Raw genomic sequence first — 15,770 nt, forward strand, 5'->3', positions numbered from 1 at the left:
GTTCAGCAGCGTGATCCGTTCAGCGGCGTGATCCGTTCCGCGGCGCGGCCGGCCGAGCAGGGTGGCCAGTGAGTCCGGTGCCGTGGGTCTGCGCGGCTCCCGCGCCGGAGTGCGTCGTCGACGGGCAGGGTGTGTGATGCCAGATCGTCCACTCGGGGGTTCCGCCTCCTGCGGGGCGCAGGACCTGCGCGCGGATATCGCGCGGTCGTGGCAGCGCTCGGTCATGTGCGGGTTGGAGCCGGACCACGCGATCACAGCGTTCACCGGCGGCCCCGGATCGGCCGCCGTCCGGCGCGCGGCGGGCCCGGTGCTCGACGCGCTCGCCCGGCACACCGCCGGCACGGGGGTGACACTGCTGCTGGGCGACCGCGACGGCGTCATCGTCGACCGCTGGTCCGACACCGGGGCCGCCGAGCGCGCGCTGGAACGGCGCGGCGTGATCCCCGGCATGCTCTACAGCGAGGAACAGGCCGGGACCAACGGCCTCGGGACCGCGCTCGAGCTCGGGCGCGGCGTGGCCATCCACGGGGCCGAGCACTTCCTCGAATCGCTGAAAGGCTTCAGCTGCTACGGCCATCCCATCCGCCATCCGCTGACCGGTCGGGTCGAGGGCGTCGTCGACATCACCGGAGTCCAGGCCACGGCCAATCCGCTGTACCTGCCGCTCGTGGTCCGCGCGGTCGAGGAGATCGAACGCCGGCTGGTCGAGGGCGCGCGCGTCGAGGACCTCCGGCTGATGTCCGCGTACCAGCAGGCCCGACGACGCTCACGTTCCGATGCGGCCGTCGTCGGGTTGGGCGACGAACTGGCGCTCGCCGACCCGGCCGCGCTCGACCTCGTGGACCCGCGCGACCACCCGATGCTGCGCGGACTGGCGCGGGGCTTGGCCGCCGGCCGGTCGTCGACGACGGATGCGGTGCTCGTCTCGGGTGCTCCCGTGCGGGTCGAGATGACGCGGGTCGAGGGCGCCGGGGCGGGCACGGTGTTCCGGATCGACGCGGTGGCCGTGGCGTCGCGGACCGCGACCGGCCCCGCGGCGGGGCACCCGGAAGCGGGGAGCTGGGGGTCCGGGCACGTGGCACCAGGGGCGGGTTCCGTCGCGGTGGTCGGGGAGCCGGGGAGCGGGGTGACGACCGCCGCGCTGCGTCTCATCGACGGTGCGGGCGGGGCGGGGGAGCCCGTGGCCGTGGACGTGCCGCGGCTGACGCTGCTCGACGCGGTGGAGGTGGACGCGGTGGAGAACGGCGCGGTGGAAAACGGCGCCGACGGCGAGCGCGTCTGGGGCGGCCGGTTCGCGGACGCCCTCCGTGACGCGGAACGCGACGACGCCGCGGCGGTGCTCGTCGAGCACGCCGATCTGCTGCCGGAACCGCTGCTGCGCCGGGTCTCGCGGGCGCTCGCGGGCGGCGCCGGCCGCGCGCGCCTCGTCGTCACCGTGCGTACCGGAACCGGCGCCGGGGAGGCGCTGGCCGCTCTGTGCGAGCGCAGAGTGGCGGTACCGCCACTGCGCGAACGGCAGTCGGAGTTCCCCCGGATCGTCGCCGGCGTGCTCGCGGAGCTCGACCCGGACGGCGGCACCCGGGTGCCGCCCGGCGTGGCGACGGTCCTGGCGTCGTACCCGTGGCCCGGGAACATCACCGAACTGCGCGCGGTCCTGGCCGCCGCTCTGCGCAGCAGCGGCGGCACGGTGACCGTCGACGACCTTCCGGAGCACGTGCGGCGGGGTGCGACGGCGGCGCGGCTGACCGGGATGGAACGCGCCGAACGCGCCGCCATCGTCGCGGCGCTCGCAGCGAAGGGAGGCAACAAGAGGCAGGCCGCGGAGGAACTCGGGATCAGCCGCACCACGCTGTACGCCCGGATGCGGACGCTGAAGGTCTGAGGCCGGCCGGTCACGGCGCTGGACGGTCGCCCATGTGCGGTGTCCAGAGTCTGAACACCCGCGGTCGCCGTTCGCGATCGACGATGGGTGTGTTGCAGAACACATCCAGTCGAGGAGGTTTCATGACCGCGCTCATCGAACACGGCACGCAGTCGGTGGTGCCCGCAGTACGGCGATTCCTGTCCGGCCGCAAGCAGATGCTCATCGGCGGCGAATGGGCCGACGCGGCGTCCGGGCGCACGTTCGGCACCGAGGACCCCGCCACCGGCGCCGAACTCGCGCAGGTGGCGCACGGCGAGGCCGCCGACGTGGACCGGGCGGTGCGCGCGGCGCGGCGCGCATTCGACGAGGGTCCGTGGCCGCACATGAAGCCCAACGAGCGTGAGCGGCTGCTGTGGCGGATCGGCGACATCCTCAGCGAACGTGCCGAAGAGTTCGGCCAGCTCGAAGCGCTCGACAACGGCAAATCCGTGGGCATCGCCACCGCCGTGGACGTGGCGTGGGCGGCCGACGTGTTCCGCTACTACGCGGGGTGGGCCACCAAGATCGAAGGCTCGACGGTCAACGTGTCGATGCCGTTCGCCCCCGGCGGGCAGTTCCACGCCTACACGCTGCGCGAGCCGGTCGGCGTGTGCGGGCTCATCGTCCCGTGGAACTTCCCGATCCTCATGGCCGCCTGGAAGCTGGCGCCGGCGCTCGCGGCGGGCAACACGGTGATCCTCAAGCCCGCCGAGCAGACGCCGCTGAGCGCGCTGCTGCTGGGCGAGGTGTTCACCGAGGCCGGATTCCCGCCCGGCGTCGTCAACATCGTCACCGGCTTCGGCGACGCGGGCGCCGCCCTGTCCGGCCACGACGCCGTCGACAAGATCGCGTTCACCGGCTCCACCGAGGTGGGCAAGAAGATCGTCGACGCCGCCAAGGGCAACCTCAAGAAGGTCTCGCTCGAACTGGGCGGCAAGAGCCCCAATATCGTGTTCGCCGATGCGGACCTCGAGGCCGCGGTGCCGGGCTCGCTCAACGCGTGGCTGTTCAACCACGGGCAGTGCTGCGTCGCCGGCACGCGGATGTACGTCGAGGACACGATCTTCGACGAGTTCACCTCTGCGGTCGCCGAGGCCGCCTCGCAGGTGCGGATCGGCCCCGGCATGGATCCGGCCACCGAACTCGGCCCGCTGATCTCGCAGGAACAGTTCGACAAGGTCACCGGCTACCTGCGCGACGGCCTCGCCGACGGCGCGCGCGCACTCTCCGGCGGTGGGCGTTGGGGCGACAGCGGCTACTTCGTCGAGCCCACGGTGCTGGTGGACGTGCAGCCGGACTTCTCCGTGGTGCGCGAGGAGATCTTCGGGCCCGTGGTGGCGGCGCTGCCCTTCAACGCCGACGAGGGCGTGGTGGCCGCGGCCAACGACTCGATCTACGGGTTGGCCGCCGGGATCTGGACCCGAGACGTCTCCAAGGCCCACCGCACCGCGCGCCAGATCAAGGCCGGCTCGGTGTGGGTCAACCAGTACAACGGCTTCGACACGGCCATGCCCTTCGGCGGCTACAAGCAGTCCGGCTGGGGACGCGAACTGGGCGCGGGCGCCCTCGACCTCTACACCACCACCAAATCCGTCAACATCGCGCTGTGAGCACCCCCGTGCTCTGACAAGGAGGACACCATGAAGACCAAGGCAGCAGTGCTCCTGGAGGCCGGCAGGCCGTTCGAGATCATGGAGCTCGACCTCGACGGGCCCGGTCCCGGCGAGGTGCTCATCAAATACACGGCGGCGGGGCTGTGCCACTCGGACCTGCACCTGACCGACGGCGACCTGCCGCCGCGCTATCCCATCGTCGGCGGCCACGAGGGCTCCGGGATCATCGAGGAGGTCGGCCCCGGCGTCACCAAGGTCAAGCCGGGCGACCACGTGGTGTGCAGCTTCATCCCCAACTGCGGCACCTGCCGGTACTGCTCGACGGGGCGCCAGAACCTGTGCGACATGGGCGCCACCATCCTCGAGGGCTACCTGCCGGACGGCACCTTCCGTTTCCACGGCGACGGCAAGGACTTCGGCGGCATGTGCATGCTGGGCACCTTCTCCGAGCGGGCCACGATCTCGCAGCACTCCGTGGTCAAGGTGGACGACTGGCTGCCGCTGGAGACCGCGGTGCTCGTCGGCTGCGGCGTGCCTTCCGGTTGGGGCACCGCGGTGAACGCCGGCAACCTGCGCAACGGCGACACGGCCGTCATCTACGGCATCGGCGGACTCGGCATCAACGCGGTGCAGGGCGCCGTGGGCGCCGGGTGCAAGTACGTCGTCGTCGTCGATCCGGTGCAGCTCAAGCGGGAGACGGCGCTGAAGTTCGGCGCCACCCACGCGTTCGCCACCGCGGAGGAGGCGGCGGCCAAGGTCAACGAGCTGACCTGGGGTCAGGGCGCGGACGCCGCACTGATCCTGGTGGGCACGGTGGACGAGCAGGTGGTGTCCGCGGCCACTGCGGTCATCGGCAAGGGCGGGCGGGTCGTCATCACCGGCCTCGCCGACCCGGCCAAGCTGACGGTGCACGTCTCCGGCGCGGACCTGACGCTGAACCAGAAGACGATCATGGGGACGCTGTTCGGTTCGATGAACCCGCAATGGGACATCGTCAAGCTGCTGCGGCTGTACGACTCGGGCGACCTCAAGCTGGACGAGCTCGTCACCAAGCGGTACACCCTCGAGCAGGTCAACGAGGGCTACCAGGACCTGCGCGACGGCAAGAACATCCGCGGCGTCATCATGCACGACGCTTGACAGGGCCCACCTGACCGGGCTCCCACCTGACGGGCCCCATGCCCGGCGGGCGCACGCTGCGTGCGCCCGCCGGGCATGATGGTGCGCAGGAGGTGCATGCCGTGAAATCCGAGACGTTCTCCGTCCACACCGGTGCCGACGAGGTGGTGCACGACCTCACCGGCCCCTGCCGCGAGTTCGCGGCAGGGGAGGGCGACGGCCTGCTGCATGTGTTCGTGCCGCACGCGACGGCGGGTGTCGCGATCATCGAGACGGGTGCGGGCAGCGACGACGACCTGCTGGCAGCGCTGCGCGACCTGCTCCCGGCAGACGGCCGATGGCGGCACCAGCACGGCACGCCCGGACACGGACGGTCGCACGTGATGCCGGCGCTCATCCCGCCGTACGCCACGGTGCCGGTGATCGGCGGCCGGCTGCTTCTGGGCACGTGGCAGTCCATCACGTTGGTGGACCTCAACGTCGACAACCCGGATCGGGAGGTCCGGCTGTCCCTGCTGCGCGGCTGACGGGGCGCGCCGGGCGTCACGTCCTCGTCGCGACCGAACTTCGAGCGCGACGACAAGGCCGGCGCCCACGCCCACCGTCGTCCGAAGCGCGGAGGCCCAGTCGCTACGGCTTGGTGAACCGTTCGCGCCGTCCGAGCCCGCGCAGCCGCATCCACTCGCGGAATCCGGCGACGTCGCGCCGCTGCACCAGGAAGAACCACCCGAACCGCGCGTACTCCTGCGGCAGGAGCCGCCGCATGCCGGGCTGTGCCATGAGGTATCCGCGGTTGCGGTAGGTGAAGAACCGTTTTCCGGGATTGTCCGGGTACTGGGTGTGCATGCGGCCGCCGAGGATCGGTTTGAACTCGTCGGCGCCGTCGGGGTGCAGGTACGCGGCGTCCAGGCAGGTGCCGAAGGGCAGCCCGGAGCGCACGAGTCGCCGGTGCACGTCCACCTCGTCGCCGCGGACGAACAGGCGCAGGTCGGGCACTCCCACCGCGTCGATGGCCGCCGCGGTGAACAGGGCACCGTTGAACAGAGACGCGATGCCGGGCAGCAGATCGGAATCCGGGTCGTCGGGTTGCCGGAGCTCGTCGCGGTGCCGTCGCCAGGTGAGCCCCCGGCGCAGCGGGAAGGCGAGCTTGCCGGGCTCGTTGATGTCGCACACCACGGGCGAGACTTCGGCCAGCCCGTGCCGGCGCGCGCAGTCGAGCAGGGTGGCCAGCACGTCGGGGCCCTCGGGGCGGCCGTCGTCGTCGGCCAGCCACACCCTGTCCGCGCCCAGTGCCAGGGCGTGCAGCATTCCCAGCGCAAAGCCGCCTGCGCCGCCGAGGTTGTGCCGCGACCCGATGCATGTGGCCGGGATCGGCTGCGATTCGACGAGCGCGCGCACTTCCGGCTCGTCGGCGTTGTCGATCACGACGAGGTGGTCCAGCGGGCGGGTCTGCGCGGCGAGCACGCGGAGCGACTCGGCCAGCAGCGCGCGGCGCCGGTGGGTGACGACGACGCCGACGATCCGCTCGGTGTCAGGCCGCGTTCCGCCGGGGTCAGACACCGCCATGGCCGCCCTCGGTGGCCTGCTGTTCGCGGCGCATCTCGGCCATCACGGTGCGGACATGCTGGGCGGCCTCGGGGCCCTCGTAGGCTCCGACGATCTCGTCGATCCCGCCGCGCTGGCGGATCTCGCCGCGGTCGATCCACATCGCGGTGTTGCACAGCTGCGCCAGGAACTCGTTGGAGTGGCTGGCGAAGACGAGGATCCCGGAGCGCGCGACGAGCTTCTGCAGCCGGATGCGCGCCTTCTTCATGAATTCCGCGTCGACCGCGCCGATGCCCTCGTCCAGCAGCAGGATCTCCGGGTCGATGCTGGTGACGACGCCCATCGCCAGGCGCACCCGCATGCCCGTCGAGTAGGTGCGCAACGGCATCGCCAGATAATCGCCCAGCTCGGTGAACTCGGCGATGTCGTCCATCCGGTCGTTCATCTGCTTGCGCGTCATGCCCAGGAACAATCCTCGGATGATGATGTTCTCGTAGCCGGAGATCTCCGGGTCCATGCCCACGCCGAGGTCGAACACGGGCGCCACCCGGCCGCGGACGTCCGCGGAACCGCGGGTGGGCTCGTAGATGCCGGACAGCAGGCGCAGCAGCGTGGACTTGCCCGCACCGTTGTGGCCGACGAGGCCGACGCGGTCGCCCTCGCGGAACGACACGGTGATGTCGCGCAGCGCCTCGATCGTCACCACATTCGAGTCGGTCTTGCCGATGGTGCCGCCGGCCCTGCCCAGCACGGACTTCTTGAGCGACCGGGTGCTGGCGTCGAAGATGGGGAAGTCGACGCAGGCCCCGTGCGTGTCGATGCTGACTGTGCTCATAGGGACGTTCCTGTGCTCATGCGGCTGATCCAGTGCTCATGCGGCTCCGATGGTCGTGTGCGGTGTTGCATTGCCGCGGGCTCACACCCAGTACGGCACGCGTGCGCGGTACTTGCGCATGGCCAGCAGCGCCGCCGCCCAGCCGACGACGGTGAGCCCCAGCACGATGTACCAGTGGTAGGCGGCCGCGGACTCGCCGAGCATGGGCGCGCGGACGATCTCGAGGTAGTGGAACAGCGGGTTGATCTCGGCGAGTTTGGCCCGCTCGGCGGCGCCGGGACGATCCGCGAACACCTTGGTGGTCCACACGATGGGCGTGACGTAGAACAACAGCTGGGTGAGGCTGCCGAGCAGCGGTGCGATGTCACGGAAACGGGTGGCGACGATGCCGAACAGCATCGTGACCCACACGGCATTGACGATCAGCAGCAGCATCGCCGGGATGGCGAGCAGCGACGCCCAGTTCAGGTCCAGCGACGTCCAGAACACCGCGAGCAGGATCACGTAGATGATGAGGTTGTGCGCCAGCAGCAGGACCTGACGCCATACCAGCCGGTAGACGTGCACACTCAGCGGCGCGGGGAGCTGTTTGATCAGCCCCTCGTTGGCGATGAACACCTCCGAACCGTCCACGATGGCGCCCTGGATGAGGCCCCAGATGATCAGGCCGACGGTGAGGTAGGGCAGGAAGTAGGCCAGGTCCTGGTCGAGGATCAGCGAATACAGCAGCCCCAGTGCGGTGGCCATGACGCCCGTGGCGATGGTGATCCAGAACGGGCCGATGACGGACCGGCGGTATTTCTGCTTGATGTCCTGCAGGCCCAGCATCAGCCACAGTTCGCGCTGCGACCAGCCGAGCCGCATGTCCGCGAACGCGCGTGCGAACGTGCGCGACCCCGTGATGCGCGGGGCGGGATCGTGCGGGGCGGTGGTGACGGGATCGGACACGGGAGCCAACAGTACTAGTCGCCCGCCGCGGCGGGCCCGTCGCCGTTCGCGTCGCGGCGGCGGGTCACAGGTACTGGCCGGTGCCCGGCATTTGTCCACCGTGCGGCCCCTGCTGCGGCGCGGCGCCCGGCGGCAGCGCGTGCCGCATCTGCTTGAGCTGCGCCTGCGCGGCCATCTGCTGGGCCATCAGCGCCGTCTGGATGCCGTGGAACAACCCCTCGAGCCAGCCCACCAGCTGCGCCTGGGCGACCCGCAGCTCGGCGTCCGAAGGTACGGACTCGTCGCCGAAGGGCAGGGTGAGCCGCTCGAGCTCGTCGCGCAGCTCGCCGGACAGGCCCTGCTCGAGCTCGCGGATGGAGGTCGCGTAGATCTCGCGCATGCGGCTGCGGCTGGCGTCGTCGAGCGGCGCCGAGCGAACCTCCTCGAGCAGCTGCTTGATCATCGTGCCGATGCGCATGACCTTGGCGGGCTGCTCGACCATCGAGGTCAGGGCGTTGCCGTCGTCGTCTTCGCCGCCGTCGGCCGCCGCGTCGGCGGAGTGCGCCTCGTCCGCTCGCGACTCGGCGTCGCGCCCGATGATGACGTAGCCGTTCTCGGAGCCGTCGCCACGGGGGCCGTCGCTTCCGGTTCCGGCGCTGCCGCCTGCGCTCTCACTCATGCGTTTCCCGTCCTCACTCGTGTGCTGCCCATTGTGCCCGTCGGGTCCGATTGTGCCCGCCCGGTACGACAGCGCGCCGCAGGTTCGGGCGGCCGCCCCGTCCGCCCGACGCGGCTGTCGTCGGGCGGACGGCTGTCCACTACTCTGTGCACGTGGTCGGTGTACATCGAACGGATGAGGTCCGTGCAGCCCGGGGTGCGGGTCAGTACTCGGGCATGGGCGCGATCGGCCGATCGCGCGCGGGTGGAATCAGCGCCCCGCTGACACATAGTCTGTACGGCATGGAATACGACGTCTGGGGGGTGCGCGGGCTGTTCCCGTCGTTGGGGGACGGCTGGATCCACCTGGACGCGCAGGTGGGGATGCAGATCGCGGACTCGGTGGCCCGCACCGTGTCGACGGCGTTCCGCACCTCCGTCTCCGACCCCTCGGGGGCGTACCCCTCCGCGCGGCGCAGTGCGGGGATCCTCGACACCGCGCGTGCCGCGGTCGCGGACCTAGTGGGGGCGGACCCGGCCGGCGTGGTGCTGGGCCCCAACCGTGCGACGCTCCTGGCGCGGCTGGCGGAGGCCTCGCGACGACGCCTGGGGATCGGCACCGAAATCGTGCTCTCCCGGGTGGACGACGAGGAGAACATCACCCCCTGGCTGCGCGCCGCCCACCTCTACGGCTCGTACGTCAAGTGGGCGGAGGTGGACATCGAGAATTTCGAGCTGCCCACCTGGCAGTATGCGGACCTGATCGGCGAGGCCACGGCGCTCGTCGCCGTCACGGCCGCCTCGTCGACGCTCGGTGTCAAGCCGGAGGTGGCGGCCGTGGCCAAGCTCGCCACCGCGGCGGGCGCCCTCACGGTGGTCGACGCCGCATTCCTGGCGCCGTACGAGCCGGTGGACATCCACGAGCTCGGCGTCGACGTGCTGGCATTGGACTCCGCCATCTGGGGCGGGCCGCCCGTCGGCGCACTGGTGTTCCGCGACCCCGCGATGATCGACCGGCTCGAGCGCGTGGCGATCGACCCGACGGCCACCGGCCCGGCGATGCTCGAGGTGGGGGCGCACCAGTATGCGATGCTGGCGGGCATGGTCGCCTCGATCGAGGTGCTCGCCGGCCTCGCCTCGTCCGACTCGCCGGGGCACCGCGGCGCGACGGCGTCGGCCCCGCGGCGCGAGCGCATCGTCCGGTCCATGACCGCGCTGCGCGCCCACCAGGCCGGCTTGTTCGACCATCTGGTGGGTTCGTTGCGGTCGCTGCCGCTGGTGATGGTGCTGGGCGCGCGGTCGGCCAGCGTCCCGATGCTCAGCTTCACCGTCGCAGGGGTGCCCGCCCACCGGGTGACGCAGCGCCTGGCCGACAACGGCATCTGCGCGCTCACCTCGCGCGGTGGGTCGCGGGTGCTCGAGGCGATCGGCGTCGGCGAGGTCGGCGGCGCGGTGACGGTGGGCCTGGGCCACTATTCGACGGTGCACGAGGTGGATCAGCTGGTGCGGGTGGTTGCCTCGCTGGGGTGAGCGCACATCACAGCTCCCATGCGTGCACCGGCGTGCCCTCGCCCATCAGCGTGAGGTAGTCGGCCAGCATTCCGGCCAGGGCCGCGGGCCGGTCCTCACCCGCCCGTTCCCGCTGCGCGACCGCGCTGCGCTGCCAGTCCGCGCCGGTGCGTCCGGCCAGGCACCGCGCCTCGATGACGCCCAGGTACTTCTCGCGCACCTCCGCCGCCACGCCGTAGGCGGCGAGCCCGGCGTGCGCCATCGGCAGCAGCCGGCGCAGCACCAGCTCCTGCGGGCTGACCCATCCCACCTCCGGCCAGTACAGCCGGGCCGCGAATCCGCTGCGCGCCGCCGATTCGAGGTTCTCGCGCGCCGCGTCGAACGACATCTGCGACCACAGAGGGCGATCGGCGTCGACGAAAGCGCGGACGGTGCCGTAGAAGAACAGCGCGTCCGCGATGGTGTCGACGACGGTGGGGCCGGCCGGCAGCACCCGGTTCTCCAGGCGGATGTGGTGGCCGCCGTCGGTGGTGTCGTAGATGGGCCTGTTCCACCGGTAGATGGTGCCGTTGTGCATGCGCAGCTCGGTGAGCGCGGGGTCGCCGCCCGCGTCGAGCACGGCCAGCGGGTCCTCATCGCTGACGATGGGCAGCAGCGAGGGGAAGTACCGGGAGTTCTCCTCGAACAGGTCGAAAATGGAGGTGATCCAGCGCTCGCCGAACCACACCCGCGGCCGCACGCCCTGGTTGACCAGTTCCTGCGGCCGGGTGTCGGTGGCCTGCTGGAAAAGCGGCAGCCGCGTCTCGTGCCACAGGGCCTTGCCGATGAGGAACGGCGAGTTGGCGGCCAGCGCCACCTGCACGCCGGCGATGGCCTGCGCCGCGTTCCAGTGCGCCGCGAACTCGTCCGGCCCCACCTGCAGGTGCAGCTGCAGCGAGGTGCACGCGGCCTCGGGCAGGATCGAGTCGAAGACGGTCTCCAGCCGCTCGGGGGCGGCCGCGCCCGGCAGGGCGGTGCCGACGATGCGCAGCTCGATGTCCTCGCCCCGCGTCTCCAGCATCCGGTTGTTGAGCAGCGCATAGCGCGGGTTGGCGGAGATCGACTGGGCGGTGAGGTCCCCGGCCCGCAGGGTGGGCAGGATGCCGACCATGGCCAGGCGGCTGCCGGAGCGGGCGGCGCGGTCGTCGGCGGAGTTGAGCGACGCGCGCAGCGACTCCTCCAGGCCGAACACGTGCCGGTCGCGCAGCCGGTGCGGAGGGACGTTGATCTCTATGTTGAACCGGCCCAGCTCGGTCTGGAAGGCGTCGTCCGCGATGGCCTCGAGCACCTCGGTGTTCGCCATCGCCGGGCGCATCGCGGCGTCGACCAGGTTGAGCTCCACCTCCATGCCTATGCGCGGCTCGGACAGCTCGAACTGGTCGTCGGCCAGCATGCGGGCCATCGCGTCCAAGCACAGCTGCACCTTCTCGCGGAAAGCGCGGCGGTCCTGGCGGGTGAAGACGCGGTGCCCGACGTCGTCGCCCATGACGGCCCCTTCCGTCTGTGCCCGGCCTTCGGCCCGTGCCGACCCTGCCTACGGTGCCTCCACACTGGCACGGCCGGCGTCGCGCCGCAGCAGGATCTTGCCGAAAACCCCGCCCGATTCGAGAAGCCGGTGCGCCTCGGCCGCGTCGGCCATGGGGACGGTGGCGTGCACGATGGTGCGCACGCGCCCGTCGGCGTACATCGGCAGCACGTTCCGGGTGACCTCGCGGACGATCTCCGCCTTGCCCGCGGGGCCGTCCAACGGCCGGCCGCGCAACCCCATGGCCGTGATGCGGGCCCGCTTGGCGAGCATCGCGCCGATCGGCAGCTCGCCGGTGGCACCGGCCTGCATGCCGATGATCGTCAGCCACCCGTCGGGGGCGAGCGCCTCGAGGTTCTTGCGCAGGTACTTCGCGCCCATATTGTCGAGGATGACGTCGGCGCCGCCCACCTCGGCCAAGGCTGCGACGAAGTCGCCCGTGCGGTGGTCGACGGCGATGGCGGCGCCTAGTTCGCGGCAGCGGGCGAGCCTGTCGGGGGACCCCGCGGTGGTGGCCACCGTGGCCCCCAGCGCCGACGCCACCTGGATCGCGTGGGTGCCGATGCCGCCGGAGCCGCCGTGCACCAGCAGCGTCTGCCCCGCGGACAGGCCGGCGCGCATCACCACGTTGGACCAGACGGTGCAGGCGACCTCCGGAATGCCGGCCGCCTCGACCAGCCCGACGCCCTCGGGCACCGGCATGAGCTGGGTGGCGGGCACCACAGCCCGCTCGGCGTAGCCGCCGCCCGCCAGCAGTGCGCACACCCGCTGCCCGGGCTCCCAACCGGTCACCCCGGCGCCCAGCTCGGCGATCGTGCCCGAGCATTCGAGCCCCGGCACGTCGGACACCCCGTCCGGCGGCGGGTAGTGGCCCTGACGTTGCAGAAGGTCGGCGCGGTTGACGGCGGAGGCGGCGACGTCGACGAGCACTTCGCCCGGGCCTGGGGAAGGGTCCGGCACCTGCGCCCACCGCATCGCGTCCGGACCGCCGAAGGAGGGAAGCGTGATCGCGTACATCCCTCGACGGTAGCGCCGGCGGGCAGGCTCGGTGGTGGGGATGGGTGCGGTGATTCGGGACCCGGTAGGCTACGGGGCGCTGCGGGCGGCCTCGGCCGTCGGCGGCGGGGAAGCGTGGCAGAGCGGCCGAATGCACTCGCCTTGAAAGCGAGCGTCCTTAACCGGACCGGGGGTTCAAATCCCTCCGCTTCCGCAGTCGGACTGCACGGCGCGCTTCGATCCGCGCACCGCGTGCACGGTCCGAGCGCCGATTCCCGAGCGGTCCTGTACAAAGGGTGCGCGGCTCGCCGAGAACCGCGGCTACCCTGGTCGGCGTGGCGGCGATGGCGGGCAGGCGACCGGATTCCCAGTGGCGATTCGCCGGATCCGACGGCATCCACCGATTGCACGTGGACCAGTGGGAGCCGGCGGGGGAGCCGCGGGCCGTCGTGCAGATCGTGCACGGCATGGCCGACCGGATCGCGAGGTACGGGGAAATTGCGGCGTACCTCACCGCCCATGGCTACGTGGTGCTCGGCGCGGACCTCCTCGGCCACGGCGAGACGGCGCTGGGCCCGGGCGAACTGGGCTTCTTCGCGGCCGAGGGCGGCTGGGAGACGGCGGCCCGCGACGTGTGCGCACTGCGCAGGATCGGCGCGCGGCGATTCCCGGGGGTCCCGTACTTCCTGCTGGGCCACAGCATGGGCTCGATGCTGGTGCGTCAGCACGTCGACGACCATCCGGCGGGGCCCGATGCCGTGGACGGCGCGATCCTGTCCGGCACCACCTACATGAACAAGCCGATGGCGGCGGCCGGCATCGCGGGGCTCACGGTGGCGATGCGTGCGCGCGGCCGCAGGGGGAGCCGCGCCGTCAGCCCGCTGGTGGAGCACCTGGGCGGTCGCCTGGGCAGGAAGTTCGCGCCGCAGCGCACCGGCAGCGACTGGCTCAGCCGCGACCCGGAGTACGTCGACGCCAACCTGGCCGACCCGCTCTGCGGCTTCCCGGCGACGCTCTCGCTCTCCCGGGACCTCATGGTGGGGTGCCGCAACGTGGGCGGGGTGGCGGCGCTGCACCGGCTGTGCACGCCGGTGCTGTTCGTCTCGGGATCCGAGGACCCGCTGGGCGGACGTCCGGCGCTGCGGCGGATCGTGCACGAGTTGGAGGCGGCGGGCCACCCGGACTTCACCGCGCTGGTGTACCCGGGCGGGCGGCACGAGATGTTCGGCGAGATCAACCGGGCCGAGGTGTTCGACGACGTCGCCGCCTGGCTCGACGCGCGCTCGTCCGCCCCGCTCACCGGACGGTGATGCGGCCCCGCTCCGGCGGCATGACCGGCGAGCGGTCGCGCAGATGGTCTGCCAGTGCGTCGGTGTCGAGGGGGCCGGTGACCGGGTCGGTGCCGGCGGCGAAGGCGTTGAACCCGTCGCCGCCCTCGGCGAGGAAGGCGTTGACGGTGACCCGGACCGGGGTGTCCGAAGCAAGGGTGTCGCCGTGGAGACGGATGTCGCTCACCCGGTTGCCGATGGGGGCCGCCGAGTCCACGGCGTAGGTGAGGCCGGCGGACGGTTGCAGCATGATCCGCGTGCGGCCGTTGCCGTCGGGGTCGTCTCCGCCGGAGGGCCGGAACTGCTGTTCCAGTGCCTCGTCGAGCTGCGCGCCGGTGAGTGTGAACGTGCGCAGCCGATTGCGGAAGGGCTGGGCGGAGAACACATTCGAGTAGGTGATCCGCCCCGCGGGCAGGTCGGCGCGGATGCCGCCCGGGTTGGTGAGCGCCACCTGCGCACCGGCGCCGCGGGTGGCGGCCAGCTGGGCGTCTGCGATGACCTCGCCCAGCGTGGACTCGCCGGCGGCGTCGGTCTTGCGGGTGAGCGCGACCGGGGCGGCGCCCACCGCGCGGCGCCCCTCCTCGGCGGCCATCGCCGTGGCACGGTCGACGAGGGCGACAGCGGCCGGATCGGGGGAGATGTCGTGGCGCACCACCTGGTTGAAGGCGCTGACGCGGTCGCGGAGGACGTCGCCGGTGGCCGGGTCGATGGTCACGTCGGCGACGGCCACGCCGGTGCCGCCGGGCGTCGCCTGGATCACGCTGCGCGGGCGGTTGTCCGGGTCGAGGAAGGTGCACGAGAACGACTGTGACGAGCCCCCGGTGAAAATGATGTCCACCGCGGGCGAGGCGTTGTCGATGATGGGGCGTGCCGGTCCTGTGGCGCGGGCGCACCCGTCGGTGGTGTCAGCCGGGACCTCGAGATCCTCGTGCATGAGCAGCACGATGGTGCGCACGCCCAGGAACTGCAGCAGTTCGGCAGTGCGGTTGACCGTCTGCAGCGCGTCGGCCACGGTGACGTCGGCGATCCCGGCGGGGGCGACGCGCGTCGCCAGGTCCTTCTGGGTGATGGCGATGGTGCCGACAGGCGTGGACCCCGCGAAGCTCACGGCGAACGGGAGCGTCGCGGGAAGGCCGTTGTCGAGCTTGAGGTTCGAGCCGATCATGGGGAACGCGGCCCCGGAGAACCGCGGGGTGAAGCGGCATCCGTCGACGGGATGGCATCCGCCCGTCTGGAGCCGGCGCAGTTCTGCGAATCCGTGGTCGAGGTCGTGGTTGCCGATCGCCGACGCGGTGAGCCCCTGGGCGTTGAGGAATTCGATCGACGGCTCGTCGTGGAAGAAGGCCGATTCGAACGGGGTGCTCCCGACGTTGTCTCCGGTGGAGAACAGCAGCGAGGCGTCGGCCGCACCGCGCAACTGGTCCAGGTAGGAGGAGAGGTATCCGGCGCCGCCCGTGTCCCCGGGCGGGCGGAGATTGCCTTCGAAGCCGTTGATGGCCATCATGCGGACCTCGGTGTGATCCGCGGGTACGGCGCCCGCGGCGGGCATGACGGCCGACGGCGCGACGGCCGTCACGGCCAGTGCCAGCGCGGCGGCGGCTGCGGCGCGTAGCGGACGGCCGATGCGTCTGCGCCTGCGGCCTGCCGTCACGTCGCTCCTGTACTCCTGGATCCCGGGGTCCGCGCGGACGGCGGACGAACCTCAACCACCATGCACTGTCGAGGTCACGAACTGGTCACCGATCGTACGTCCGTAGAACACGTTTCGGTCACG

The 15,770-nt window shown here is 71.6% G+C and carries 13 protein-coding genes and 1 tRNA gene; 7 read left to right on the plus strand and 7 right to left on the minus strand.

Annotation, left to right across the window (positions count from 1 at the left end; all coding sequences use genetic code 11):
* Positions 1 to 136 precede the first annotated feature (136 nt).
* From H4F70_RS02895 to H4F70_RS02910, 4 genes are all read left to right on the plus strand, one after another.
* On the plus strand, positions 137 to 1,882 hold the full coding sequence (locus H4F70_RS02895; protein WP_182358977.1) for a sigma-54-dependent Fis family transcriptional regulator: 1,746 nt from the start codon (positions 137 to 139) through the stop codon (positions 1,880 to 1,882).
* Between the two features lie 122 nt (positions 1,883 to 2,004).
* Positions 2,005 to 3,513: an aldehyde dehydrogenase family protein gene (locus H4F70_RS02900; protein WP_182358978.1), complete on the plus strand. Its 1,509-nt coding sequence runs from the start codon at positions 2,005 to 2,007 to the stop codon at positions 3,511 to 3,513.
* A gap of 30 nt (positions 3,514 to 3,543) precedes the next feature.
* Positions 3,544 to 4,656, plus strand: coding sequence for an NDMA-dependent alcohol dehydrogenase (locus H4F70_RS02905; protein ID WP_182348821.1), 1,113 nt, complete (start codon positions 3,544 to 3,546; stop codon positions 4,654 to 4,656).
* A gap of 101 nt (positions 4,657 to 4,757) precedes the next feature.
* Entirely contained in the window at positions 4,758 to 5,162 is a 405-nt protein-coding gene (locus H4F70_RS02910; RefSeq protein ID WP_372497640.1) for a YjbQ family protein, read from the plus strand.
* 103 nt (positions 5,163 to 5,265) lie between these two features.
* On the opposite strand, the gene glfT1 is transcribed toward H4F70_RS02910, so the two are convergent.
* The 4 genes from glfT1 to H4F70_RS02930 form a co-directional block, all read right to left on the minus strand.
* Positions 5,266 to 6,201 (minus strand): galactofuranosyltransferase GlfT1, encoded by a 936-nt coding sequence (gene glfT1, locus H4F70_RS02915; protein WP_182358980.1) that lies wholly within the window; start codon positions 6,199 to 6,201, stop codon positions 5,266 to 5,268.
* Positions 6,188 to 7,015: a galactan export ABC transporter ATP-binding subunit Wzt/RfbE gene (gene wzt, locus H4F70_RS02920; RefSeq protein ID WP_182348818.1), complete on the minus strand. Its 828-nt coding sequence runs from the start codon at positions 7,013 to 7,015 to the stop codon at positions 6,188 to 6,190. The genes glfT1 and wzt overlap by 14 nt, the downstream gene beginning before the upstream one ends.
* A gap of 81 nt (positions 7,016 to 7,096) precedes the next feature.
* A complete protein-coding gene (gene wzm, locus H4F70_RS02925) occupies positions 7,097 to 7,963 on the minus strand; it encodes a galactan export ABC transporter permease subunit Wzm/RfbD (RefSeq protein ID WP_443735774.1) in 867 nt (288 codons plus the stop codon).
* Between the two features lie 64 nt (positions 7,964 to 8,027).
* Complete coding sequence (locus H4F70_RS02930; protein WP_182358981.1) at positions 8,028 to 8,621, minus strand: bacterial proteasome activator family protein; 594 nt, start codon at positions 8,619 to 8,621, stop codon at positions 8,028 to 8,030.
* A 281-nt stretch (positions 8,622 to 8,902) separates the two neighbouring features.
* Here H4F70_RS02930 and H4F70_RS02935 point away from each other — a divergent pair, with 281 nt between their 5' ends.
* The gene (locus H4F70_RS02935) at positions 8,903 to 10,129 is read left to right on the plus strand and encodes a cysteine desulfurase-like protein (protein ID WP_182348816.1); all 1,227 of its coding nucleotides are present in this window, start codon (positions 8,903 to 8,905) and stop codon (positions 10,127 to 10,129) included.
* Between the two features lie 7 nt (positions 10,130 to 10,136).
* Here the strand turns inward: H4F70_RS02935 and H4F70_RS02940 are convergent, their stop codons facing one another.
* Positions 10,137 to 11,633: a glutamate-cysteine ligase family protein gene (locus H4F70_RS02940; protein ID WP_182358982.1), complete on the minus strand. Its 1,497-nt coding sequence runs from the start codon at positions 11,631 to 11,633 to the stop codon at positions 10,137 to 10,139.
* 48 nt (positions 11,634 to 11,681) lie between these two features.
* Positions 11,682 to 12,689 carry an NAD(P)H-quinone oxidoreductase gene (locus H4F70_RS02945; protein ID WP_182358983.1) on the minus strand — a complete coding sequence of 336 codons (1,008 nt, stop codon included), beginning with the start codon at positions 12,687 to 12,689 and terminating at the stop codon, positions 11,682 to 11,684.
* 108 nt (positions 12,690 to 12,797) lie between these two features.
* Between H4F70_RS02945 and H4F70_RS02950 the strand changes: the two genes are divergently transcribed.
* Positions 12,798 to 12,882: transfer RNA gene (locus H4F70_RS02950), tRNA-Ser, on the plus strand.
* Positions 12,883 to 13,012: 130 nt separating this feature from the next.
* Positions 13,013 to 13,978 carry an alpha/beta fold hydrolase gene (locus H4F70_RS02955; protein ID WP_235681468.1) on the plus strand — a complete coding sequence of 322 codons (966 nt, stop codon included), beginning with the start codon at positions 13,013 to 13,015 and terminating at the stop codon, positions 13,976 to 13,978.
* Here the strand turns inward: H4F70_RS02955 and H4F70_RS02960 are convergent.
* On the minus strand, positions 13,965 to 15,647 hold the full coding sequence (locus tag H4F70_RS02960; protein ID WP_182358985.1) for a bifunctional metallophosphatase/5'-nucleotidase: 1,683 nt from the start codon (positions 15,645 to 15,647) through the stop codon (positions 13,965 to 13,967). The genes H4F70_RS02955 and H4F70_RS02960 overlap by 14 nt on opposite strands.
* Positions 15,648 to 15,770 lie beyond the last annotated feature (123 nt).

Source organism: Tomitella gaofuii (genome assembly GCF_014126825.1).
In the GTDB taxonomy this organism is placed as follows: Bacteria; Actinomycetota; Actinomycetes; order Mycobacteriales; family Mycobacteriaceae; genus Tomitella; species Tomitella gaofuii.

Bases quoted from the DNA above. Each gene is read 5' to 3' on its own strand.
- H4F70_RS02935 (WP_182348816.1), top strand. From the start codon at position 8,903: ATGGAATACGACGTCTGGGGGGTGCGCGGGCTGTTCCCGTCGTTGGGG.
- H4F70_RS02940 (WP_182358982.1), bottom strand. From the start codon at position 11,633: ATGGGCGACGACGTCGGGCACCGCGTCTTCACCCGCCAGGACCGCCGC.
- H4F70_RS02930 (WP_182358981.1), bottom strand. From the start codon at position 8,621: ATGAGTGAGAGCGCAGGCGGCAGCGCCGGAACCGGAAGCGACGGCCCC.
- H4F70_RS02955 (WP_235681468.1), top strand. From the start codon at position 13,013: ATGGCGGGCAGGCGACCGGATTCCCAGTGGCGATTCGCCGGATCCGAC.
- H4F70_RS02945 (WP_182358983.1), bottom strand. From the start codon at position 12,689: ATGTACGCGATCACGCTTCCCTCCTTCGGCGGTCCGGACGCGATGCGG.
- H4F70_RS02905 (WP_182348821.1), top strand. From the start codon at position 3,544: ATGAAGACCAAGGCAGCAGTGCTCCTGGAGGCCGGCAGGCCGTTCGAG.
- glfT1 (WP_182358980.1), bottom strand. From the start codon at position 6,201: ATGGCGGTGTCTGACCCCGGCGGAACGCGGCCTGACACCGAGCGGATC.
- H4F70_RS02895 (WP_182358977.1), top strand. From the start codon at position 137: ATGCCAGATCGTCCACTCGGGGGTTCCGCCTCCTGCGGGGCGCAGGAC.
- H4F70_RS02900 (WP_182358978.1), top strand. From the start codon at position 2,005: ATGACCGCGCTCATCGAACACGGCACGCAGTCGGTGGTGCCCGCAGTA.
- wzt (WP_182348818.1), bottom strand. From the start codon at position 7,015: ATGAGCACAGTCAGCATCGACACGCACGGGGCCTGCGTCGACTTCCCC.